The following is a 22,410-nucleotide window of genomic DNA, read 5'->3' as shown; positions in this document are numbered from 1 at the left end:
TTATGGAGATGTAGGATGTTTCTGGGTTTTTTGGTCAGGCTGCTTTTTGAACGACTGTATGGTAGTGAGGCAGATCGGCTTTCTCAGGATATTTTGAAAATACATGAGGGGTTAGATTGTGAAGTATGCCGGCCTTCGTTTATGGTTCAATGCGCTTTAGTCTCGGCCGAGGATCATAGAGCATATAAGCATCCTGGTTTTGATGTTGTGTCAATAGTCAGAGCTTGCGTAAAAAAGATGCTGGGTATTGGCACTGAAGGTGGTAGTACCATAATTCAGCAGCTCGTGCGTGTCTTAAATTCTAGTTATGAACGTACATTAAGGAGAAAATTTAAGGAAATTGTGTTGTCATGCTTGATTTCTGCACGGCTAGAAAGAAGTGTGTTTCCGCCCGTGTACTTGAGTGTAGCTTACTTTGGGACTGGAGTGGTAGGGTATTCTGCGGTTTGTAAGCGCCTTGGGCTGCATGGAGATATTTTATCTATTAAAGAAGCCGCAATGGTGGTCGCTAGATTAAAATATCCAGAGCCATTGAAGATGAGTGAGCGTAAAAGAGCTAAGATACTCAATAGAGAGCTTCATATTATTAGGCTTTATGCTAAACATAAGGAGATGGGGTATTATGACTTCTTGGCAGCCATTCGACCAGTCAAACCCGAAGTTGAGGAAGCTAGCGCATCATCCTGAGTCTCATGAGTTCAAAAGTATAATAGAAACTTCATCTAAATATGATTTTGAGTCGCTGGCTAGATTATGGCTAAGCGAAGGGATACCATTTGCTTTCAAGGAGCAAGCAGGTGTTTATGATGAAATGCGTTTTTGGATTGCTAGTGTTTTAGGCGTCAGTAGTGTTGATGTTACTCTGCAAGGTAGTGGTCGAATAGGTTTTTCAATGGCGCCTCACAAATTTGGGAATACGTTTGGTGACTCTTCTGATTTTGATTTGAGTATTGTTGATAAAGGTCTTTTTGACCGGTGTGGGGATGAGTTACAGGATTTTAAGAAGGCATTTGAGTCAGGAAGGATAGAAAGCGCAGCGAAGGCAAAGGTGCATCGGGTGGATTTTTGTAAGCGTTTGGATAATCTTATAAGACTTGGTTATATAAATACTTTTCAGGCTCCATCGCTCAAGGACTATACACCAACAATTTTAAAGATAAAAGATACAATGTATCGGGCAGGGGAAAAGTTGAAAGTAACCCCGGGTGTTCCTCAGTTCACTAGTTTGAACGCAAGACTTTACAGGAGCTGGGACGATCTTGTCGATCGTGTTGCTACAAATTTATCGGAGTTGAAGGTCAAGCTACCTATGTAGCACGTACTGGCCACTGAACCTCACCGCAGGTTCGTCGTTACCCTCGTTGCTCACCACCGTCTCCAGCGTCAACCGCGCCCGCCCGCGACGCTGGTACATCGTCAGGAACCGCTCCCAGGTTTTCTCGTCCGGCGCCGGGCACTGTGCCACCGCCGTACCGGTGACCGGCAGCGGATAACTGATCTGCCCTTCCTGGATGACGATATGTCCGTCATCGATCCCCAGCTCGCGCAGGCGCAGGTGCAGCCAGCCCCAGCCCACCAGCACCGCGCCGCAGTACAGGCTGCCGCCGAACATGGTGCTCTTGTGGTTGACGTTGGGAGCCAGCGGCAGCTTCAGGCGCAGGCAGTGCCGCTGCCAATCGAGGACTTCCATCCCCATCTCGCGGGTCAGCGGAATATCACTGTGCAATACCGATTGCAGGTACTGGCTGTCGGTGCTCATGGACGGTTGTCCTCCTGGTCGTCGTGCCCGCCACCGCCGTCGAAGCTCAGGCCGTGCTTGCGCAGCTTGTCGTGCAGGGTCTTGCGCGGGATGCCGAGGGCTTCGGCGAGGCTGCGCATCGAGTTGTGCGGTTGACCCAGTTCGGCGGCGATCAACGAGCGCTCGAACTGCTCGACCTGCTCGCTGAGGTTGCCGGTCGGCACGGGCACCTGGATGTCATGGGCCGCCGCAGGCACCTGGCCATCGAGGGCCAGCTCCAGGCCCAGGGCGAAGCGTTCGGCGGCGTTCTGCAGCTCGCGCACGTTGCCCGGCCAGTCGTGGCGCAGGAGCACGGCGCGCTGCGCCGGTTGCAGGCTGTGGGGCGGCAGGCCGTGGCGCTCGCTGGCGGCGTCGGCAAAGTGCTGGAACAGCACGAGGATGTCGTCGCCGCGCTCGCGCAACGCGGGGATGCGCAGCGGCGCGACATTCAGGCGGTAGTACAGGTCGGCGCGGAAACGTCCCTGGTCGGCGGCCTGGCGCAGGTCTTCCTTGGTCGCGGCGATGATGCGGATATCCAGCGGAATCAGCTGGTTGCCGCCCAGGCGTTCGACCACCCGTTCCTGCAGCAGGCGCAGCAGCTTGACCTGCACGTCCAGGCTCATGCTCTCGATCTCGTCGAGGAACAGCGTGCCGCCGTTGGCGAACTCGAACTTGCCGATCCGGCGTTTCTGCGCCCCGGTGAAGGCCCCGGGCTCGTGGCCGAACAGCTCGCTCTCGACTACCGACTCGGCCAGGGCGCCGGCGTTGATCGCCACGAACGGGCCGTCGCGGCGGCTCGACAAGTCATGCAGGGCGCGGGCCACCACCTCCTTGCCGGCACCGGTCTCACCGAGGATCAGCACGTCGGCGCGAGTCCCGGCGAGGGCTCCGATCTGCTCGCGCAGGCGCTGCATGCCCGGCGACTGGCCGACCAGACGCGTGGCCAGCTGCTGGCGGTCGCTCAGGGCCAGGCGCAGGCTGCGGTTGTCCAGCACCAGGCGGCGCAGGGCCAGGGCGCGGCGCACGCTGTCGAGCAGGGCGTCGCTGGCGAAGGGCTTTTCGAGGAAGTCGTAGGCCCCGGCGCGCATGGCCTGCACCGCCAGCGGCACATCGCCGTGGCCGGTGATCAGCAGCACCGGCAGCTCGCTGTCGCGGGCATGCAGTTGTTCCAGCAGTTGCAGGCCATCGATGCCGGGCATGCGGATGTCGCTGACCACCACCCCCGGCCAGTCTTCCTCGATGCGCCCGGCCAGGCCCTGGGCGTCGGCCAGGGCCACCACCTTGAGCCCGGCCAGGTCCAGGGTCTGGCTCAGGGCCTGGCGCAGGTGTGGGTCGTCGTCGACCAGGAGCACCTGGGCGCGGCTGTCGATCAGTGTCTCGGTCATGCCGAGGTGTCCTCCGAAGATTGCAGGTTGGCGCCGGGCTTGGCCACGCGCAGTTTCAGCGTCAGCAGGGCGCCGCCTTCCGGGTGGTTGCCCAGCAGCAGCTCGCCGCCCAGCGCATGCATCAGGCTTTCGCAGATGGCCAGCCCCAGTCCCAGGCCCTGGGTGCGGGTCTTGGTGGTGAAGAACGGCTCCTTGGCGTGCTCCAGGGCCTGGCGGCTGAAGCCGGGGCCATTGTCGCGGATGTACAGGTAGACGCAGTCATCCTGGCGTTCGGCACTCAGCCACAGCCGGCGCGGGTTGGCCTTCTCGGTGAGGGCATCGAGGGCGTTGGCCAGCAGGTTGCCCAGCACCTGGCGCAGGCGGGTCTCGCCGGCCTGCACCCAAAGGGTGGCTTCGGGCAGGTCGCGCACCAGCTCCACCGCCATGGCCCGGCGGCGCTTGGCCAGCAGCGCGAGGGCGTCGTCCAGGGCCGGTTGCAGGGCCACGCTTTCCGGGGCGTGCTGGTCGCGGCGGGCGAAGGCGCGCAGGTGGGCGATGATCGAGGCCATGCGCCCGGTCAGCTCGCCGATCAGCTTGAGGTTGCCGCGCACGTCCTCGGTGCGCTGGTGATCGAGCAGGATCTCGGCGTTCTCGGCGTAGCTGCGGATGGCCGCCAGCGGCTGGTTCAGCTCGTGGCTGATGCTCGCCGACATGGTGCCGAGCACCGACAGCTTGCCGGCCTGGACCAGCTCGTCCTGGGCGCGCACCAGCTCCTGCTGGGCGCTTTCGCGCTCGAGCACGGCACTTTTGAGCCGGGTGTTGAGGCCTTCGAGGTCGGCGGTGCGCTCGACCACGCGCTTTTCCAGCTCCTGGCGGGCACGGGCCTCGAAGTCGATGCGGTCGATGTAGTGGCGGCGGCGTTGCATCACCAGGCCGGCCAGGAGCATGGTCACCAGCAGCGCGCCGCCGCCGATGGCCATGACCGTCTGCACCGAGCGGTCGACCAGCAGGCGCGGAGCGAGGATGCTCACCTGCCAGCCGGTTTCCTTGATGTCGCGGGTCTGGATCAGCCAGGCTGCCTGGTCGAGGGTCAGCGGCTGCGGCGCCTGGGTCGGGTAGGGCTGGATGGCGACGATGGCCTGGCGCTCGGCCGCGGTCAGCTCGCGGGTGGCGCGGAACCGCCAGTCCGGGCGCGAGGTGAGCACCACCACGCCGTTCTGGTCGGTCAGCAGCAGTTGTTCCGGGGTGCGGCCCCAGAGGGTCTCGGTATGGTCGAGGTCGACCTTGACCACCAGCACGCCGATCACCTTGTCGCGGTCGTGCACGGCGGCGGCGAAGAAGTAGCCGCGCTTGGCCGAGGTGGTGCCCTGGCCGAAGAAGCGCCCCAGGCGGCCCTCCATCGCTTCGATGAAGTAGGGGCGGAAAGAGAAGTTGCGGCCGACGAAACTGTCCTGCTTGTCCCAGTTGGAAGCAGCCAGGGTGTTGCCGCTGACATCCATCAGGTACATCACCTCGGCGCCGGTCTGCTGGGTGATGTGCTTGAGCAGGCGGTTGGCATTGGTCACCGCCTCGAGGCGGAAGGGGTCGGCCAGCACGCCACGCAGCGCCGGCAGGTCGCCGAGGATCTGCGGCAGGGTCTCGTAACGGTGCAGGGTGCCCAGCAGGTTGGCGACGTAGAGGTCGAGGGTCTGGCGGTTCTGCGAAGCCAGCTCGTCCTGGTAGTAGCGTTCGGCCAGGTGGTGCAGCGGCCACAGCAGCGGGGCCAGGCACAGCGCCAGCAGGGCCAGGCTGCGCCAGCGGGGGCGGCGGGGAGGCGTGGGTCTTGGGATCATTGCGATAAGGGCGCCAGTAGGATCTGGCGCAATTATGCGCTACTTGAGGCAGTCGATGAGTGCATCGTGCCAGTGCGGCTGGCTGACCTGCCATTCGCGGGCAAGGCGCGAGCAGTCCAGGCGCGAGTTGAGCGGTCGCTTTGCCGGTGTCGGGTAGTCGCTGGAAGGGATCGGCAGCAGTTCGGCGCAGGGCATGCCACGGATCTTGAGCTGTTCGCCGATGGCCTGGGCGAAGCCGAACCAGGAGGTTTCACCCTGGGCGGTCAGGTGGTAGGTGCCCCAGGCGCCGGCCTGGCCGTTCTGCCAGCGCTCGATCAATGCACGCGTACTGGCGGCAATTGTGGCTGCCCAGGTCGGGGCGCCGATCTGGTCGTCCACCACTTTCAGTTGAGCGCGTTCCTGAAGCAGGCGCTGCATGGTCAGCAGGAAATTGCGCCCATGCAGCGAATAGACCCAGCTGGTGCGCAGGATCAGGTGTTCTGCGCCTGCTGCGCGGATCGCCTGTTCTCCGGCCAGCTTGCTGCGTCCGTAGACTCCCAGGGGGCTGGGCGCGTCGTCCTCGTCGTATGGCGTGGCCTTGCTGCCGTCGAAGACATAGTCGGTGGAGTAGTGGATCAGTGGCACGCCAAGGCGTGCGGCTTCCTCGGCCAATATCCCTGGCGCCTCGGCATTGATGGCGAAGGCCAGTTCCGGCTCGTTCTCGGCCTGATCCACCGCAGTGTGTGCTGCCGCATTGATGATCAGGTCGGGGGGCTGTCGGCGCAGTGGTTCGCGCAGCTGTTCCGGTCGGGCCATGTCGAACTGGTCGCGGCCAACCAGGCACACCTCGCCCAGTCCGGCCAGGGCGCCCTGCAACGCCTGGGCAACCTGGCCATTGTGACCGCAGACAAGGATTTTCACGGGAACAGCTCCGCATCCTTGAACAATTTGCCGGCCTGGTCCTTGGCGGACAGGATCGGTGCTTCCAGCAGGCCCCAGTCGATCGCCAGCTGAGGGTCATCCCAGCGGATGCAGCGTTCGGCGCTCGGGGTGTAGTAATCGGTAGTTTTATAGAGGAAGTCGGCCGACTCGCTCAGCACCAGGAAGCCATGGGCAAATCCTGGTGGTATCCAGAATTGACGGTGCTCCACGGCGCTCAGCCGCGTCGCGACCCACTTTCCACAGGTAGGTGAGCTTTGACGCAGGTCCACGGCGACGTCGAGGACCTCGCCCTGCATGACCCGCACCAGTTTCCCCTGGGGATTGTCGATCTGGTAGTGCAGGCCGCGCAGCACGCCCTTTTGCGAGCGTGAGTGGTTGTCCTGCACGAAGTTCACGTCAACACCAGCCTTGTCGGCAAAATCCCGTGCGTTGAAGCTTTCGAAGAAGAAGCCACGGCTATCACCAAAAATCTTCGGTTCGATGATCAGAACATCCGGGATGGCCGTGGCGATGATATTCATGGGGTCTCTTCTATCAATTTACTGAGGTACTGTCCGTACCCCGTCTTCTTAAGTTCTTCGGCCTTCTTCTGCAATTCTTGACGGCTGATCCAGCCTTTCTGATAGGCGATCTCTTCCAGGCAAGCGATTTTCAGTCCCTGCAGGTGCTCGATGGTCCGCACATACTGGGAAGCTTCCAGGAGACTGTCGTGGGTGCCGGTGTCGAGCCATGCAAGGCCGCGCCCCAGGCGTTCCACGCGCAGGTCGCCACGCTTCAGGTAGGCGTTGTTGATGTCGGTGATCTCCAGTTCGCCGCGTGGGGAGGGTTTGACCCCCTTGGCAATCTTCACCACATCGTTGTCGTAGAAGTACAGGCCGGTAACCGCGTAGCTGGACCTTGGTTTGGCTGGCTTTTCTTCAATCGACAAGGCCCGGCCATTGCCGTCGAACTCGACCACGCCGAAGCGCTCGGGATCCTTGACCCAGTAGCCGAACACCGTGGCGCCGGCCTGGTGCTTGACCGCGCGCTGGAGCTGTTCGCTGAAGCCTTGGCCATGGAAGATGTTGTCGCCCAGGATCAGGCATACCGAGTCGTTGCCGATGAACTCCTCGCCAATCAGGAAGGCCTGGGCCAGGCCGTCGGGCGACGGTTGCTCGGCATAGCTGAGGTTGATGCCGAACTGGCTGCCGTCACCGAACAGCTGGCGGTACTGTGGGAGGTCGGCGGGCGTGGAGATCAGGAGGATATCGCGGATACCCGCCAGCATCAGGACAGAGACCGGATAGTAGATCATCGGCTTGTCGTAGATGGGCAGCAGCTGCTTGGAGGTGGCCAGTGTGATCGGGTGCAGGCGAGTGCCGGAGCCGCCGGCGAGGATGATGCCCTTGGTCATGCGATCGAATCCTTGTAATCGTTGTTGCCCAGTCGTTCACGCTGATAGCTGCCATCCTGGACGTGGCGGCACCACTCAAGGTTGTCCAGGTACCACTGGACGGTCTTGCGCAGGCCTGTCTCGAAGGTTTCCTCGGGAACCCAGCCCAGCTCGCGTTCGATCTTGCTGGCGTCGATGGCATAGCGCTGGTCGTGGCCCGGGCGGTCCTTGACGAAGGTGATCAGGTCAGCGTAGTTCGCAATTCCCGCTGGGTGTTGCGGGGCCAGTTCCTCGAGCAGGGCACAGATGCCGCGCACCACATCGATGTTCTTCTGCTCGTTGTGGCCACCGATATTGTAGGTTTCGCCGACCTCGCCTTCGCTCACCACCTTGAACAGCGCGCGGGCGTGATCCTCGACGAACAACCAGTCACGCACTTGCAGGCCATCGCCATAGACCGGCAGCGGCTTGCCTTCGAGGGCGTTGAGAATGACCAGCGGGATGAGCTTTTCAGGGAAATGGAACGGCCCGTAGTTGTTGGAGCAGTTGGTCAGCAGCACCGGCAATCCGTAGGTACGGTGCCAGGCGCGGACCAGGTGGTCGGAGGCCGCTTTGCTCGCCGAATAGGGCGAACTGGGGGCGTAGGGCGTGGTTTCGGTGAACAGGTCGTCGACCCCGTGAAGGTCACCGTAGACCTCATCGGTGGAAATGTGATGGAAGCGGAATGCCTTGCGCTCCTCCTCGCCCAGCGTATTCCAGTAACCCCGGGCGGCCTCCAGCAGGCTGTAGGTGCCAACGATGTTGGTCTGGATGAAGTCCGAAGGACCGTCGATGGAGCGATCCACATGCGATTCCGCTGCCAGGTGCATGATGGCGTGTGGCTGGAACCGGGCGAGCACCGCACTGACGGCGGCCTGGTCGACGATATCGACCTGGGCGAACTCATAGCGCGAATTGCTGGCGATGCTCGACAGTGATTCCAGGTTGCCTGCATAAGTCAGCTTGTCGAGATTGAGGACTTCATGCTCGGTATTGCTGATGAGGTGGCGTACCAGGGCGGATCCGATGAAACCGGCTCCCCCGGTAATGAGAATACGCATGTCGGATTCCCTTTCCTTCCAATAATGACGGTGGCTAGCGGGCTCACAGCTTGTCGGCTGACAAGGCGGGAGGCAAGTTGAATGCGCCGGGTTGCGGGTCTGGCGCGACGAAACGCCAATTGTACGCTGCCAGCTTGCCAATTTGCCTGCCTGGTGGCGTCATACAAGAAAAAACGAGGTTTTTCGCCATGCCGCTTTCCACCCTGATCCAGCGTTCCAGCTTGCCGGCTCCTTCGCTCAGCGAGGCCCGGGCCCATGCCTTGCTGCGGGCGCATTACGATCTTGAGGGTGACCTGCAGTCGCTGGGCAGCCAGCAGGACCTGAACTTCCAGGTCGATGGCCGCGGTGCGCGTTATGTGCTCAAGGTCTGTCACGGCAGCTACGCCAAGGTGGAGCTGGAGGCCCAGCATGCCGCGTTGGGTCATTTGCGCGAACGCGCATTGCCGGTACCTGCGGTCCGGAGGGCCATCGACGGCCAGGATCTGTTGGCGCTGGATATCGACGGCCAGGCTCTACGCGTGCGCGTGCTCGATTATATCGACGGTCAGCCGCTGACCCGCCTCAAGCACATGGCGCCGCGGCTGATGGCCGGGATGGGAGCGCTCTGTGCCGAAGTCGACAGGGCCTTGGCCGACTTCGATCACCCGGGGCTGGAGCGCACCCTGCAGTGGGACCCGCGGCACGCTCAAGCGCTGATCCAGCACCTGTTGCCGGTGTTGCAGGATGCCCAGCGTCGCGAGCAGGTGGCACAGGTCGCACGGTTGGCGGCCGCTCGCCTGCAACCGTTGGTCGAGCAGTTACCGGTTCAGGCCGTGCACCTGGACATCACCGACGACAACGTGGTCTGGGCCCGCGACGATCAGCGGCAGTGGCAGGTGCAGGGCGTCATCGACTTCGGCGACCTGCTGCGCACCTGGCGTATCGCCGACCTGTCGGTGACCTGCGCGGCCCTGCTGCACCACGCCGAGGGCGACCCGTTGCGCATCCTGCCAGCGGTCAGCGCCTATCACGCGGCGAACCCGTTGCAGGAGGTTGAGCTGCGCGCCTTGTGGCCGCTGGTGCTGAATCGCGCCGCGGTGCTGGTGCTCAGTAGCGAGCAGCAGCTGGCGATCGACCCGGGCAACCAGTACACCCGCGACAACATTGCCCATGAATGGGAGATCTTCGACACTGCCTGCTCCGTACCCGCCGCGATGATGGAGGCGGCGATCCTGCAGGCGGCGGGCCAGGTGCCCGTGATGCCGGACATCAGCGGTTGCGCCGCGTTGCTGCCGAGTCTTGCCGGGCAGCCGGTCGCCCGGGTCGACCTGGGCGTGCTCAGCCCCCTCTGCGAGGCAGGCAACTGGGAGCAGCCGGGCTTCGACCAGCGCTTGCTCGCCGCCCAGCCGGGTCCGGCGTGCAGCCTCCATGGGCAGTACCGCCTGTCGCAAACCCATATCGATCGGCCAGAAGAGCCGGCCACCTGTGCCTTGGGCGTGGAGCTGAACCTGTTGCCAGGCAGCCCGCTGCAAGCCCCCGAGGCTGGTGTCTGGCTGCACACCGGAGAGGGCCGCGGCTGCCTGCGAACCACACACTGGAGCCTGTGGCTCGCTGGCCTGGAAGAGACGCCGGCCGATGGCCAGACGCTGCTCAAGGGGCAGGCGCTGGGGGCGACCTGTGGCTTCCTCAGCGTGCAGTTGTGCCTGGATGCCGATACCCGCCCACCGTTCTTCGCCACCCCGTCCCACGCCTCCGCCTGGCTGGCCCTGTGCCCGTCACCGCGCACCCTGCTGGGCTTTGACTGCGATGCCGAACCGCTGGCCGACCCGCAGGCCCTGCTGGCCCGTCGCGATGCCAGCTTCGCCCGCTCGCAGAAGCATTACTACGCCCAGCCGCCACACATCGAGCGCGGCTGGCGCAACTACCTGATCGACATGCAGGGCCGTTCGTACCTGGACATGCTCAACAACGTCGCGGTGCTTGGCCATGGCCATCCGCGCATGGTCGCCGAGTCGGCGCGCCAGTGGTCGCTGCTCAACACCAACTCGCGCTTCCACTACGCGGCCATCGCCGAGTTCTCCGAGCGACTGCTGGAGGTAGCCCCGGAAGGCTTCGACCGGGTGTTCCTGGTCAACAGCGGCACCGAGGCCAACGACCTGGCGATCCGCCTGGCCTGGGCCTACAGCGGCGGGCGCGACCTGCTGAGCGTGCTGGAGGCCTACCACGGTTGGTCGGTGGCCACCGACGCGATCTCCACCTCCATCGCCGACAACCCCCAGGCCCTGGAGACCCGCCCGGACTGGGTGCACCCGGTGGAGGCGCCGAACACGTTCCGCGGGCGCTACCGGGGCGCCGACAGCGCCGCCGACTACCTGCGTGATGTCGATGCCAAGCTGGCCGACCTCGACGCCCGTGGCCGCCAGCTGGCCGGCATGATCTGCGAGCCGGTGTACGGCAACGCCGGGGGCATCTCGTTGCCGCCGGGCTACCTGCGCGAGGCCTATGCCAAGGTGCGCCAGCGCGGCGGGGTGTGCATCGCCGACGAGGTGCAGGTCGGCTACGGGCGCCTGGGCGAGTATTTCTGGGGTTTCGAGGAGCAGGGCGTGGTGCCGGACATCATCACCATGGCCAAGGGCATGGGCAACGGCCAGCCGCTGGGCGCGGTGATCACCCGGCGCGAGATCGCCGAGGCGCTGGAGGCCGAGGGCTATTTCTTCTCCTCGGCCGGGGGCAGCCCGGTCAGTTGCCGTATCGGCATGGCGGTGCTGGATGTGATGCGCGACGAAGGACTGTGGGACAACGCCCGTGACGTCGGCCGCCACTTCAAGGCGCGCCTGCAGGCGTTGGTCGATAAACATCCGCTAGCTGGTGCCGCCCACGGTTCCGGGTTCTACCTGGGGCTGGAACTGGTACGCGATCGCCAGACCCTGGAACCGGCCACCGAGGAGACCATGATCCTGTGCGATCGCCTGCGCGACCTGGGGATCTTCATGCAGCCTACCGGCGACTACCTGAACATCCTCAAGATCAAGCCGCCGATGTGCACCACGCGGGCCAGCGTGGACTACTTTGTCGACAGCGTGGAGCGGATCCTCGACGAAGGGCTTTGAATCACGGCATCCAGGCCTGGCAAATCGATTGTTATCGGTTTGCCAGGCTTTTTTATGCCTAAATATTTTGTCTTTATCTATTTAAAGTCGATATTTATCGGTTGTAATATCGGTCCATCATCACGCTGCCTATACTGGCGAGCCTGCACCTTTCTCGATCACCGACCTGGCGCCCCTGGCACCGGGCCTTCGCAGAGGTTACCCATGAAGACCCTCAACTCGACTCCCCGCGCCGACGGTTTCCACATGCCCGCCGAGTGGGCCCCGCAGACCCAGGTGTGGATGGTCTGGCCGGAGCGCCCGGACAACTGGCGCCTGGGTGGCAAGCCGGCGCAGGCCGCGCACGTGACCCTGGCCAAGGCCATCGCCCGTTTCGAGCCGGTCACCGTGGCGGTGTCCGCCGGCCAGTACGAGAATGCCCGTCGCCAGCTCGACCTGCCCAACATTCGCGTGGTCGAAATCAGCAACGACGACGCCTGGGTGCGTGATACCGGGCCGACCTTCGTCATCAACGATCACGGCGAGGTACGTGGCGTGGACTGGGGCTTCAATGCCTGGGGCGGCTTCGATGGCGGCCTGTACGCCCCCTGGAACCGCGACGAAGAGCTGGCCGCCAAGGTTATGGAGATGGAGCGCGTGCAGCGCTACCACACCGAAGGCTTCGTGCTCGAGGGCGGCTCGATCCACGTCGACGGTGAAGGCACCCTGATCACCACCGAGGAGTGCCTGCTCAACCGCAACCGTAACCCGCACCTGAACCGCGAGCAGATCGAGGAGATCCTGCGCGAGCACCTGGCGGTCGAGACCATCGTCTGGCTGCCGGACGGCCTGTACAACGACGAGACCGATGGCCACGTCGACAACTTCTGCTGTTACGTCAGCCCCGGCGAAGTGTTACTGGCCTGGACCGATGATTCCAATGACCCCAACTACGCGCGTTGCCACGCCGCCTACGAGGTGCTGAAAAACACCCGTGACGCCAAAGGGCGCGAGTTCGTGGTGCACAAGATGCCGATCCCGGGGCCGCTGTATGCCACCCAGGCGGAATGCGACGGCGTCGACCATGTGGTGGGCAGCCAGGAGCGCGACCCTTCTGTGCGCCTGGCCGGTTCCTACGTGAACTTCCTGATCGTCAATGGCGGCATCATCGCCCCGAGCTTCGACGACCCGGCCGATGCCCAGGCCAGAGCGATCCTGGCCAAGGTCTTCCCGGACCACGAAGTAGTGATGATCCCGGGACGTGAGCTGCTGCTTGGTGGTGGCAACATCCACTGCCTGACCCAGCAGCAGCCGGCACCGGTAAAACGTTGATCGGCCAATGAATGAAAAACCCGTCGGATGACGGGTTTTTTATGCTCGCGATAGTCGGTCGGGCGGCATGGCACAGCAATTGTATTGATTTTTCCTCGTGCTTCAGACGAATGGACCTACGCCATTCTGTAACGCGCCTGAAGTACCTTAGCCGCTCACTAGGCCCGGGGAGTACGTGAGGAAATGAACGCAGCAAGTGAGTCGGCTTTGCCCCCAGCGGCAGCCAGCCACCGATCGCTCAGAATCCTGGCTCAGTGGTTGAAACGTCACGGAGACAATCGGGTCAGGACGACCGACCCACGCCGCCTGCTGGATGGGCGATACCCTCAAGGCCTGATCAGCGAGGAAGAGCTCGAAGCTCTGCTGGCTGTCTGGCATTGACCGGGAAGGAACCCGTCGCAGAAAAAAACGCCACCGCATTTGCGGTGGCGTTTTCGTTTGGGGGCATGCTGTCCGGCCGGGATTCGCATTCCCCCTGTAGGAGCGGCCTTGTGTCGCAAAAGGGCCGCAAGGCCGCTCCTACAGGGACCGCGTATGGCCTCTGGTGATCAGAAGCTGTAGGTCCCGGTCACCACCAGGCTACGCGGATCGCCCACCTGGATCTGCGCCGCGCTGGTGGCCGAGCTGTAGTAGGTCTTGTCGGTGATGTTGCTCAGCGCCGCGCGTACATCCCAGTCATGGGTGCGGTAGCCCGCCAGCGCGTCCCAGCGGCCATAGCCCGGCAGGATCACGGTGTTCTGGTTGTCGGCGTAGCGGTCGCCGACCAGGGTCAGGCCGGTTTCGGCATACCAGCCCAGCTCCGGTTTCCAGGTGACGAACAGGCTGGCGTTGCGCTTGGCCACGTCGTTGATGCGGTTGCCCTGTTGGCCGTTGTTGTCCTTGACGATGGTCGCGTCCTGCAGGCCGATGCCGCCGCGCACATACCAGTTGCCCACCACGTTGCCGGTAGCGGTCAGCTCGATGCCGCGCGAGCGTTGCAGGCCGCTGAGCTGGATCAGCTCGGGGTTGATCGGGTCGCGGGTACGGCGGTTGTAAAGTTCCAGTTCGTAGATCGCGAGGGTGGTGCTCAGACGCTCGTCGAACCACTCGCTCTTGACCCCGATCTCCTTCTGCCGGGTCTGTTCCGGGTCGGTCTGGTTGGTGTTGCCGGCAGCGCCTGGGGTGATGCCGATCAGGCCGCCACCGACCGGAGAGTAGGTCTTGCTCCAGGACGCATAGAAGGAGTGGTCCTGCCAAGGCGTGTACACCACGCCGATGCGCGGGCTGAAACTGTTGTCCTTCTGTTTTTCCGAGATGTCGCGCAGCTTGTTGGTGGTGTCCACCTCGAACTGGTCGAAGCGCACGCCGGCCAGCAGCTGCCACTGGTCGTTGAGGCGGATCTGGTCCTGCAGGTAGATACCGGTGCTCTCGACGTCGGTGTGGTTGTTGCTGGACACCCGCATCGTGCCGTTGTGCTGCTGGCTGGCCGTCGAGCCCTGCACGGGTACCGAAGGCACGCCGACGCCCTGGTGCAGCAGCGAGTTGCGGCGCTGTTCGCCCATTTCCAGGCCTACCAGCAGGGTGTGCTCGAGACTGAATGTCTCGACATGGCCTTCCAGTTCGATGGTGTTGTAGAGGTTGCGGGTGCTCAGGTCCTGCTGCCAGCGCTGGCGGTCCACCAACCCCGCGGCGGGGCGGTAGGCGGTCAGGTAGGTGTTGTCGAAGTCGCTTTCCAGGGTGAACAGGCTGAGGGTGTGGCGCAGTTGCCACTGGTCGTTCAGCTCGTAGTTCAGGCGCGAGCGCAGCGACTCGGCGCGGTCATTGATGTAGTCGCGCTGGGTGTCGCCGTAGGTGGTCTTGCGGCTGACGTCGGCCGGGCGCCCAGTGAGCGGGTTGCCGGGGATGCCGCGATCGGGGGTGCGGTCGTAGCGGCTGTACTCGTACTGCACCAGCCAGTTCAGCTCGGGGGTGATCTGCCAGCTCATGGACGGGGCGAACAGTTGGCGGTGGTTGCCGTCGATGCCGTCGCGGAAGCTGTTCTTGTCCTCGTTGCCCAGGTTCAGGCGCAGGCTGAGGGTGTCGCTGGGGTCGGCGCTGAGGTCGGCGTACAGGCTGCGCAGGTCCTGGCTGCCGCCCTGGGCCTCGATGGTCGAGCGGCGGCCGTGCTCCGGCGCCTTGCTCACCCGGTTGACGATGCCGCCCTGGCTGCCACGGCCATAGAGCACCGCCGCCGGGCCCTTGAGCACCTCGACCCGCTCGATGTTGTGCAGGTCGCGGGTGTACTGGCTGTCGTCGCGGATGCCGTCCAGATAGAAGTCGTTGCTGGCGTCGAAGCCGCGGATGCGCAGGCTGTCGAAGCGGGTGTCGGCGCCGCTGCTGACGTTGGGGATACCTTCCAGCGCCTTGCCCAGGTTGCTGCTGCCGTAGTCCAGCACGTTGCGGGTCTTCACCGAGTCGATGGCCTGCGGCACATAGCGCGCCGGGGTCGAGGTGCGGGTCGCGGTGGTCACGTCCTTGACCCGCGGGTTGTCCTCTTCGCGGGTGCTGTCGGCGGTCACCGAGGTTTCCGGCAGGGTCGTGGTGGCGGCACTGGCCAGGCCGGCGCTGAACAGCAGCGACAGGCCCAGGGTCAGGGGGGAAAGGCGGCAGGGGGCAGGCATCGAAGGCGTCCAAGGAAGGGAGTGAGAAATTGGGCGCGAATGGTAATGCTTGCTATTTACTGTTGCATCGACATTTGTAAAGGGTTGTCTTTACATATGTTTCAAAATGTTGCTATCTATTCGGATTGATTTTGAATTGTCTTGATATTCATACAGATGCGCACGGGGATGACCTGTAGGAGCGGGCTTGTCCCGCGATGGCGCCCTGGCTGGACGCTGTTGAGGGCATTGCCGACCCTATTGCGGGGCAAGTCGCACCGCCGCTCCCACGCTGCTCAGTGCAATTTCCGACAGGGTATCGGGAGGCCTGCGGGAGCATGGCCGTATGACGTTTTTATGGATTTCGCCCGTTTTCCACAAAAGAGACAAATTTGCGCTGACCCAAGGCAGATATGCATGGAAATACCCCAGCGCTGACCTTGTTTTTGGTTATATCAACCTGCATTTCACGTTTTTTTGACATGTATAAGCAGGCAGGGCTAGGATTCGGGCTCTACGCCTGCTGGCCATGATCTGGCCATGCGGCTGCAAGGCCCGTTGCAGACCATTGGCGGGCCTTTCGGCTTGGATCCGCATAGCGTCGAACCTACGAAGGGGCGTTGGTTCCTGGCGTTCTAATGCAGAGCGTTTTTGAATACGAAATAAGGAAAATAACATGTTGAAAACCAGGATCAGCCTGGTCGCCCTGGCGATGATCGCCGCGACCCAGGCACAGGCCAATGAGCAGGCCGAAAGCAAGGGCTTCATCGAGGACAGCCACGCCAACGTCCTGCTGCGCAACGCTTACATCAACCGTGACAAGAAGCACGGTACCGACGACCAGATCGAGTGGGGCCAAGGCTTCATCGCCAACTTCTCCTCCGGTTTCACCCAGGGCACCGTAGGTGTTGGTGTCGATGCCTTCGGCCTGTACGCCGTGCGTCTGGATGGCGGCAAGGGTCACAACGGTGGTGCGGGTGTCGATTTCTTCAAACCGCACAACTCCACGAACGCCGATGGCAACGCCAGTGGGCCGCATGACCTGGCCCGCGCAGGCGCAGCCGTGAAGTTCCGCATCTCCAACACCGTGCTCAAATACGGTGACCAGATGCCTACCCTGCCAGTGCTGCAGTACGACGATGGTCGTCTGCTGCCGGAAAGCTTCACCGGTACGTTGATTACCTCCAAGGAAATCAAAGGCCTGGAGCTGAATGCCGGTCGCTTCACCCAGGAAGCGCGCAAGAGTGCCGAACGTCGCGATGGCGGCGGCCTGAAGTCGATCAACGTGCTCGGCGGCAGCTACAAGTTCACCGATAACTTCACCGCGTCGCTGTACACCGCCGACAACGAAGACGTGATGAAGAAGCACTACCTGGGCCTGAATTACGTCTTCCCGATCGCCAGCGACCAGTCCCTGACCCTGGACTTCAACGGCTACAAGTCGGACATCGACAACAAGTACGTGCGTGCGGCCAATCTCAACGGCGACTCCAACACCATCTGGAGCCTGGCGGCGACCTACGCCTACGGCCCGCACTCGTTCACCCTGGCGCACCAGCGCAGCACCGGCAGCACCGGCTATCAGTATGGCTGGTATCAGAACGCGGGTGGCGTGGGTGATGGTGGTTCGACCATCTACCTGGCGAACTCCTACTGGTCCGATTTCAACGCCGAGGACGAGCGCTCCTGGCAGTTGGGTTACGGCCTGGACTTCGGTGCCTTTGGTATCCCTGGCCTGACCTACAAGCTCGCCTACGTGGTGGGTGACAACATCAACACTCGCACCGTCGGCAAGCCTGATGGTTACGGTGAAGGTAAAGAGCGCGAAATCTTCAACCAGGTTCGCTACGTGGTTCAGGAAGGCCCGGCCAAGGATCTGTCGATCAAGCTGCGTAGTTCCTTCCTGCGTACCAACAACGCCGTTCGTTATGCCGACAACTACACCGACGACGGCAACGAAGTCCGCGTATTCGTCGAGTACCCGATCAGCATCTTCTGATCCTGATCTTGCGTCACCCGCAGCCCCGGCCTATGCCGGGGCTGTTTCTTTCCGGCGCACGCTGGCCGCCGCCACCTCGATCTCCCCCGTCTCCGGCGCGAAGCTGTCACTGCGGGCCATCCGCCACATCCGCGCATAGAACTCGCTGTCGATCGCGCCGCTGAGCAGCTCGCCCGGCTTGAGGAAGGTGTGCAGCTGGGAAAACAGGCTGATCTCGCTGGCGCTGATACGCCGCGCCAGGTGCTTGGGCTTGAGTTCGCTGGGATGGTCCAGGCCGGCGGCGGCAAGCATCTCGGCCAAGGCATGCAAGGTATTGCGGTGGAAGCTGGCGACCCGCTCGGCTTTCTCCGGCACCACCAGCGCGCGCTGGCGCAGCGGGTCCTGGGTCGCCACCCCGGTGGGGCACTTGTTGGTGTGGCAGCTCTGCGACTGGATGCAGCCGATGGCGAACATGAAGCCCCGCGCCGAGTTCACCCAGTCCGCGCCAATGGCCAGCACACTGGCGATGTCGAAGGCGCTGACCAGTTTGCCCGCCGCACCGATGCGGATGCGCTCGCGCAGGTTCAGCCCCACCAGGGTGTTGTGCACGAACATCAGGCCCTCGCGCAGCGGCACGCCCATGTTGTCGGAGAACTCCCGGGGCGCCGCGCCAGTGCCGCCTTCCTTGCCGTCGACGACGATGAAGTCCGGGGTGATGCCGGTGGCCAGCATGGCCTTGGCGATGCCCATGAACTCCCACGGGTGGCCCAGGCAGAACTTGAAACCCACCGGCTTGCCGCCGGACAGCTCGCGCAGACGGGCGACGAACTGCAGCAGCTCCCGCGGTGTGCTGAAGGCACTGTGGGCGGCCGGCGAGATGCAGTCCTCGCCCTCGCGCACGCCGCGGGTGGCGGCGATCTCGGCGCTGACCTTGTGCCCCGGCAAAATCCCGCCATGGCCCGGCTTGGCGCCCTGGCTGAGCTTGATCTCGATCATCTTCACCTGGGCCGAACGGGCCTGCTCGGCGAAGCGATCGGGGTCGAAGTGGCCGTCCTCGGTACGGCAGCCGAAATAACCGCTGCCGATTTCCCAGATCAGGTCGCCGCCGTGTTCGCGGTGGTAGGGGCTGATGCTGCCCTCGCCGGTGTCATGGGCGAAGCGTCCCAGGCGCGCACCCTTGTTCAGCGCGGCGATGGCGTTGGCGCTGAGGGCGCCGAAGCTCATGGCCGAGATATTGAAGATCGACGCCGAGTACGGCTGGCGGCACTGCGGGCCGCCGATGCGGATGCGGAACGAGGCCGGGTCGGGCATCGGCACCGGCAGCATCGAATGGCTGATGAACTCGAAGCCCGGCTTGTAGGCATCGTTCAGGGTGCCGAAGGCTTTCTCGGCGCTTTCGTTCTTGGCCCGGGCGTAGACCAGCGAACGCTGGGCGCGGGAGAACGGCAGCTTGTCGTCATCGCCCTCGATCAGGTACTGGCGGATTTCCGGGCGGATGGTCTCGATCAGGTAGCGGATGTTGCCCAGGATCGGATAGTTGCGGCGCACGGCGTGGTGGCGTTGGCGCAGGTCGTTGAGGCCGACCAGGCTGAGCAGGGCGCTGATGACGGTGAAGGGCCAGAGCCAGGTGTGCGCAAGCAGGAACGGGACGCTGGCGATCGTGAAGACCAGGCACAGAAACAGGCAGGCATAGCGGCTGGGGAGCGAGTCTTTCATGGGTCCATCGCAGGCGGGATGACCCGGCCTAGGATAGGCAAAGGCTGCGGGGGGAAAACCTGGGGTTTCGGTAAAACACTCTTACCTACACGCGGGTTGAATTCGGCGTATTGCCTAAGGAGATGACCGATATCGGCTACGTCTTGAGCAACTCGGGATAGTCGCCGAACCAATAGTACAGGGCGTCCTGGTTGAGGCCATGCTCACCGCGCCAGAAGTCCATCGGGTAGCTCCAGTCCGACGAGCGTGCGCTGCGTGGTGCCAGACCGAGGTTGGTGTAGCGGTACAGCAGGCCTGGATGCTCCGGCGTCTGCAGTATCCCGCAGTGTCCAAGCAGGTCGAGGAAACCCCGGCCCTCTTCTTCGCTCATCTTGATACCGGGCAGTTTGCGCAGCAGCTTGAGCAGTTCCTTGGGTTTCGTTGGGGCCGGAACATTACGGATAAGATCGATGATAGAGACCATCAAGTCGAAGTTTTCCGGTCGTAGCTTCGGCGCAGCGTTGTGTTCTTGCAGCATGAACGCGATGTGCAGGATATCGCCACCTAATACGGCACCGACGAAAAAACGAACCCGGTTCAGTTGCATGAAGTTGACATCGATCTGCTCGAACGCGCTGCAAACCTGGCAGGTCAGTTGATCGTGCACCGTAAAGGGATGTTTGGGCAGGTGTGTGGCGCATGCGAAGGCCGACAGTGCCGCGCGCAGACTCGCTTCATTACGTTCGACACCCACAAGAAAGTTGCCGACGATCTCGCTTTTACGTGCGTTGGTGTGCTCGGTGAACAGCCAGTTAAGCACCTGGTCGTGTCCTTGATGACAGCGCCCGGTCGCCAGGCCTGTTGCAAGTAATCTCTCGCTGGGTGATTCCAGAGGGTTCTGGGCCTTCAGGGCCTTGCGTAGTTCGGCAGTGTTCTCATACATGTTCATCCTCCGCAGCTACTTGCCTTGGTCTTTGTCGATGGCGCTTGCTGGAGAGCCATTACTGTCAGTGCGATGGCCTCGTTCATGGCGCGCTTGTATCTCCAGCCATCCAACAGGGCGTCGCCCTTCAAATACCTCGAGCCTTCTGCCGGAGTGGAGTAGATCTTTGGGCGCGTTTGGTACAAGGAACCGGACACTGCCTGCGCCTACTCGATGTCCTTTAACTGTGCGGTTGTAACTGACCTGAAGTACCAGGCTCCAGGTAACCGGTGTCCCGTCCGGTCCGCTCAGTGGGCTGGTAGTGACATAGTAGGTCTGGTCGAGAGGCAGTCGGGCTTTCCCGCCCTCGGCTTCGTCTCGCCAGTGGATGTCGACATTGAATGCGATGGTTTCCATCAGGTCACTTCCAGACACGCGACGTTACGTGCCCACTGCTGGCTCCTGCTGCCAGCGTGTGCGAGCAGTGCTGCTTCAAGCCGGCGTCTCCAGCGCCAGGACCTTCCAGCTCGCCTTGCGTTTACGCTCGATGAGCGCGGCCAGGGCCTTGGCGGTCGGAGTACCCTTGCCGGTGAACCTCACCGGTGCCAGGGTCAGCAGGGTGACCTTCTCACTTTCGGGAATCCGCTCGCCATCACCATGCTTGTTCCAGGGCTTGTCCACCGCCAACAGCGCATCCACCGCGCAAGGCCAGTGCAGGTCGGCAAACTGTGGATCGTCACGCTGGAACAGCATGCCCTCGGCCACAGGGCCGTGCTCGAAGGTTCTGGCGGCGAGGCGTGCCAGCATTCCTACTGGAAAACACCAGGCGTCTGGCACCGGCAATCCGGCCTGGGGCAGTGCCCAGTCACCTGGCAGGCAGAGGAGCAACTCGGTCATCGGGGCAACCTGGTACAGGCCGGTGGTGAACAGCAGCTTGTAGTCGGTCTTGCTATCGATCAGGCTGACATGCAGCTTGCTGCGAGGGTCTTCACTGGGAGGGCAGAACGCGGTGGGCAGGGCCCACCCAGCGGTATTGTGCACGAAGGTGACAATGGCCTGACCGGCGCCTTCGGCATCGGCGCCCTCGACATCGTTGATGCTGCGTGCGCCGTGTTCGAGCAGCAGATCGACCGTGCGCTGATGCCCCCATTCGCGCGCAGCGTCCAGTGCGCTGTCATTGGCGCGTCGGTGCAGGCGATTGACCTGTGCGCCTTGTGTCAGCAGCAGTGCAACGACCTCGATGTGGCCCGACTGGGCCGCTGCGTATAGCGGTGGGCAGACGCTGAGTGGCAGGCCGTCGACCCAGGCACCGGCATCGAGCAGGCAAACGCAGGTTTCAAGGTGCCCTTCGCTGGCTGCCAGTTCAAGAGCACTGGCATGACCCTCGTCTACATACGGCTGGTTCGGCGCCAGGCCCAGCTCCAGGAGCAGGCCACAGCTCGCCGCCTGTCCGGCTCGGGCGGCCATGTGCAGCAGCCCCTCCTCGTCGGCCTCGCCATAGCGGGGCAGCACCAGCAGTTCGGGGTATTTCTGTGCGAACGCACGTAGCCGCTCCAGCTTGCCTTCTTCTACATCGTCGTAGAGGCGGTCGAGCTTGGTCTCATGCTTTTCGTAGAGTTGTTGCCAACCGATCATCAAATAGCGGTTTCCCGTCCGAGGGTCTGGTTCAGGTTAAGTAAGACCCTTGTCAGTCCCACGGAAATATCACTTGCGCGGGAGGGGGATCAAGGCGAACTGGAATGCTTCCGGGCAGTGCTGCTCGAGCCAGTTCTTTGCCCGTTCACTGACGAAATAGCCGCCGTGCACATCGGCCTTGAAGAAGTCGACGCGCTCATCAGCACGGACTACCTGCAGGTAATGAGAGGGATCGTTGCTCTTTTCACTCTCGTCCATGCGTAAGGCGAGCTTGCCAGCGACGTAGGCGCACCAGAACGCCGGCATGCGTGCTGACAGTTGAGGGTCATGGGGGCGTGACTCGATGATCGATTCGGGCTCGCCTTCCAGCTCCAGGTAGACGCTGATGTCCTTGGCTGCGTCCCATTGCTGCCAGTCGAGTTCGACAATATGGGTCTTTTCCAGATGCTCGAAGCGGCTGATACCTTTCAGGCCAGATTTCTCCAACGCCTCCTTTGTCGGCTCGGTCAGTACCAGCAGGCCAGAGCGGATGTAGGCGGGCGGTGTGTAGGGACCGGTACGCTCGATGCTGTCAATGTCGGTGTCTTCGTCCCAGGCGATCATGCCGTAGGCTAGTACTTCACCCCAATCGCCCCAGGGTGTTTGTGCGTTGCTGACAAAATAGATGTTCATATCAGGCTTCACGGCTCTTGCTGTTCTGGTCGCAACGTCTTTCATGGAGCCATTGCCATGAGGGGGCCGCGCAACAGTTGTATTGCCCATGCGGCGCCCAGCGAGCAGATTGGCTGCCAAGGAC

The 22,410-nt window shown here is 62.7% G+C and carries 18 protein-coding genes; 6 read left to right on the top strand and 12 right to left on the bottom strand.

Annotation, left to right across the window (positions count from 1 at the left end):
- Nucleotides 1-15: 15 nt before the first annotated feature.
- Together HU735_RS01160 and HU735_RS01155 are read left to right on the top strand one after the other, a co-directional pair.
- Nucleotides 16-687, top strand: a complete 672-nt coding sequence (locus tag HU735_RS01160; RefSeq protein WP_186712102.1) for a biosynthetic peptidoglycan transglycosylase — start codon at nucleotides 16-18, stop codon at nucleotides 685-687.
- Nucleotides 623-1,315, top strand: a complete 693-nt coding sequence (locus HU735_RS01155; RefSeq protein ID WP_186712101.1) for a hypothetical protein — start codon at nucleotides 623-625, stop codon at nucleotides 1,313-1,315. The genes HU735_RS01160 and HU735_RS01155 overlap by 65 nt, the downstream gene beginning before the upstream one ends.
- On the opposite strand, the gene HU735_RS01150 is transcribed toward HU735_RS01155, so the two are convergent.
- The 7 genes from HU735_RS01150 to rfbB are packed head-to-tail and all read right to left on the bottom strand — an operon-like array spanning nucleotide 1,304 to nucleotide 8,366.
- On the bottom strand, nucleotides 1,304-1,759 hold the full coding sequence (locus HU735_RS01150) for a YiiD C-terminal domain-containing protein (RefSeq protein ID WP_186712100.1): 456 nt from the start codon (nucleotides 1,757-1,759) through the stop codon (nucleotides 1,304-1,306). The genes HU735_RS01155 and HU735_RS01150 overlap by 12 nt on opposite strands.
- Entirely contained in the window at nucleotides 1,756-3,162 is a 1,407-nt protein-coding gene (locus HU735_RS01145; RefSeq protein ID WP_050703347.1) for a sigma-54 dependent transcriptional regulator, read from the bottom strand. The genes HU735_RS01150 and HU735_RS01145 overlap by 4 nt, the downstream gene beginning before the upstream one ends.
- A complete protein-coding gene (locus tag HU735_RS01140; RefSeq protein WP_186712099.1) occupies nucleotides 3,159-4,973 on the bottom strand; it encodes an ATP-binding protein in 1,815 nt (604 codons plus the stop codon). The genes HU735_RS01145 and HU735_RS01140 overlap by 4 nt, the downstream gene beginning before the upstream one ends.
- Before the next feature lie 39 nt (nucleotides 4,974-5,012).
- Nucleotides 5,013-5,873 (bottom strand): dTDP-4-dehydrorhamnose reductase, encoded by an 861-nt coding sequence (rfbD, locus tag HU735_RS01135; protein ID WP_186712098.1) that lies wholly within the window; start codon nucleotides 5,871-5,873, stop codon nucleotides 5,013-5,015.
- Entirely contained in the window at nucleotides 5,870-6,415 is a 546-nt protein-coding gene (rfbC, locus tag HU735_RS01130; RefSeq protein ID WP_186712097.1) for a dTDP-4-dehydrorhamnose 3,5-epimerase, read from the bottom strand. The genes rfbD and rfbC overlap by 4 nt, the downstream gene beginning before the upstream one ends.
- Nucleotides 6,412-7,287: a glucose-1-phosphate thymidylyltransferase RfbA gene (rfbA, locus tag HU735_RS01125; protein WP_186712096.1), complete on the bottom strand. Its 876-nt coding sequence runs from the start codon at nucleotides 7,285-7,287 to the stop codon at nucleotides 6,412-6,414. The genes rfbC and rfbA overlap by 4 nt, the downstream gene beginning before the upstream one ends.
- Nucleotides 7,284-8,366 carry a dTDP-glucose 4,6-dehydratase gene (gene rfbB / locus HU735_RS01120; RefSeq protein ID WP_186712095.1) on the bottom strand — a complete coding sequence of 361 codons (1,083 nt, stop codon included), beginning with the start codon at nucleotides 8,364-8,366 and terminating at the stop codon, nucleotides 7,284-7,286. The genes rfbA and rfbB overlap by 4 nt, the downstream gene beginning before the upstream one ends.
- Nucleotides 8,367-8,554: 188 nt before the next feature.
- Between rfbB and HU735_RS01115 the strand changes: the two genes are divergently transcribed.
- The 3 genes from HU735_RS01115 to HU735_RS26975 all read left to right on the top strand — a co-directional run bounded on the left by HU735_RS01115 (nucleotide 8,555) and on the right by HU735_RS26975 (nucleotide 13,147).
- A complete protein-coding gene (locus HU735_RS01115; protein ID WP_186712094.1) occupies nucleotides 8,555-11,455 on the top strand; it encodes an aminotransferase in 2,901 nt (966 codons plus the stop codon).
- Nucleotides 11,456-11,659: 204 nt separating this feature from the next.
- Complete coding sequence (gene aguA, locus HU735_RS01110; protein ID WP_050703352.1) at nucleotides 11,660-12,766, top strand: agmatine deiminase; 1,107 nt, start codon at nucleotides 11,660-11,662, stop codon at nucleotides 12,764-12,766.
- 183 nt (nucleotides 12,767-12,949) lie between these two features.
- Nucleotides 12,950-13,147 carry a hypothetical protein gene (locus HU735_RS26975; RefSeq protein WP_232854837.1) on the top strand — a complete coding sequence of 66 codons (198 nt, stop codon included), beginning with the start codon at nucleotides 12,950-12,952 and terminating at the stop codon, nucleotides 13,145-13,147.
- 167 nt (nucleotides 13,148-13,314) lie between these two features.
- On the opposite strand, the gene HU735_RS01105 is transcribed toward HU735_RS26975, so the two are convergent.
- Entirely contained in the window at nucleotides 13,315-15,405 is a 2,091-nt protein-coding gene (locus HU735_RS01105) for a TonB-dependent siderophore receptor (protein WP_186712093.1), read from the bottom strand.
- Between the two features lie 655 nt (nucleotides 15,406-16,060).
- Here HU735_RS01105 and HU735_RS01100 point away from each other — a divergent pair.
- Nucleotides 16,061-17,383, top strand: a complete 1,323-nt coding sequence (locus HU735_RS01100; RefSeq protein WP_186712092.1) for an OprD family porin — start codon at nucleotides 16,061-16,063, stop codon at nucleotides 17,381-17,383.
- Between the two features lie 30 nt (nucleotides 17,384-17,413).
- On the opposite strand, the gene HU735_RS01095 is transcribed toward HU735_RS01100, so the two are convergent.
- The 4 genes from HU735_RS01095 to HU735_RS01080 form a co-directional block, all read right to left on the bottom strand.
- A complete protein-coding gene (locus HU735_RS01095; protein WP_186712091.1) occupies nucleotides 17,414-19,078 on the bottom strand; it encodes an FMN-binding glutamate synthase family protein in 1,665 nt (554 codons plus the stop codon).
- 136 nt (nucleotides 19,079-19,214) lie between these two features.
- Nucleotides 19,215-20,000: a hypothetical protein gene (locus HU735_RS01090; protein WP_186712090.1), complete on the bottom strand. Its 786-nt coding sequence runs from the start codon at nucleotides 19,998-20,000 to the stop codon at nucleotides 19,215-19,217.
- Nucleotides 20,001-20,471: 471 nt separating this feature from the next.
- Complete coding sequence (locus tag HU735_RS01085) at nucleotides 20,472-21,614, bottom strand: ankyrin repeat domain-containing protein (RefSeq protein ID WP_186712089.1); 1,143 nt, start codon at nucleotides 21,612-21,614, stop codon at nucleotides 20,472-20,474.
- Between the two features lie 69 nt (nucleotides 21,615-21,683).
- Nucleotides 21,684-22,406, bottom strand: a complete 723-nt coding sequence (locus tag HU735_RS01080) for a hypothetical protein (protein ID WP_186712088.1) — start codon at nucleotides 22,404-22,406, stop codon at nucleotides 21,684-21,686.
- Nucleotides 22,407-22,410 lie beyond the last annotated feature (4 nt).

Source organism: Pseudomonas sp. BW16M2, assembly GCF_014268865.1.
Taxonomy (GTDB): Bacteria; Pseudomonadota; Gammaproteobacteria; order Pseudomonadales; family Pseudomonadaceae; genus Aquipseudomonas; species Aquipseudomonas peradeniyensis.
This window is presented reverse-complemented; position numbering and strand designations above follow the sequence as displayed.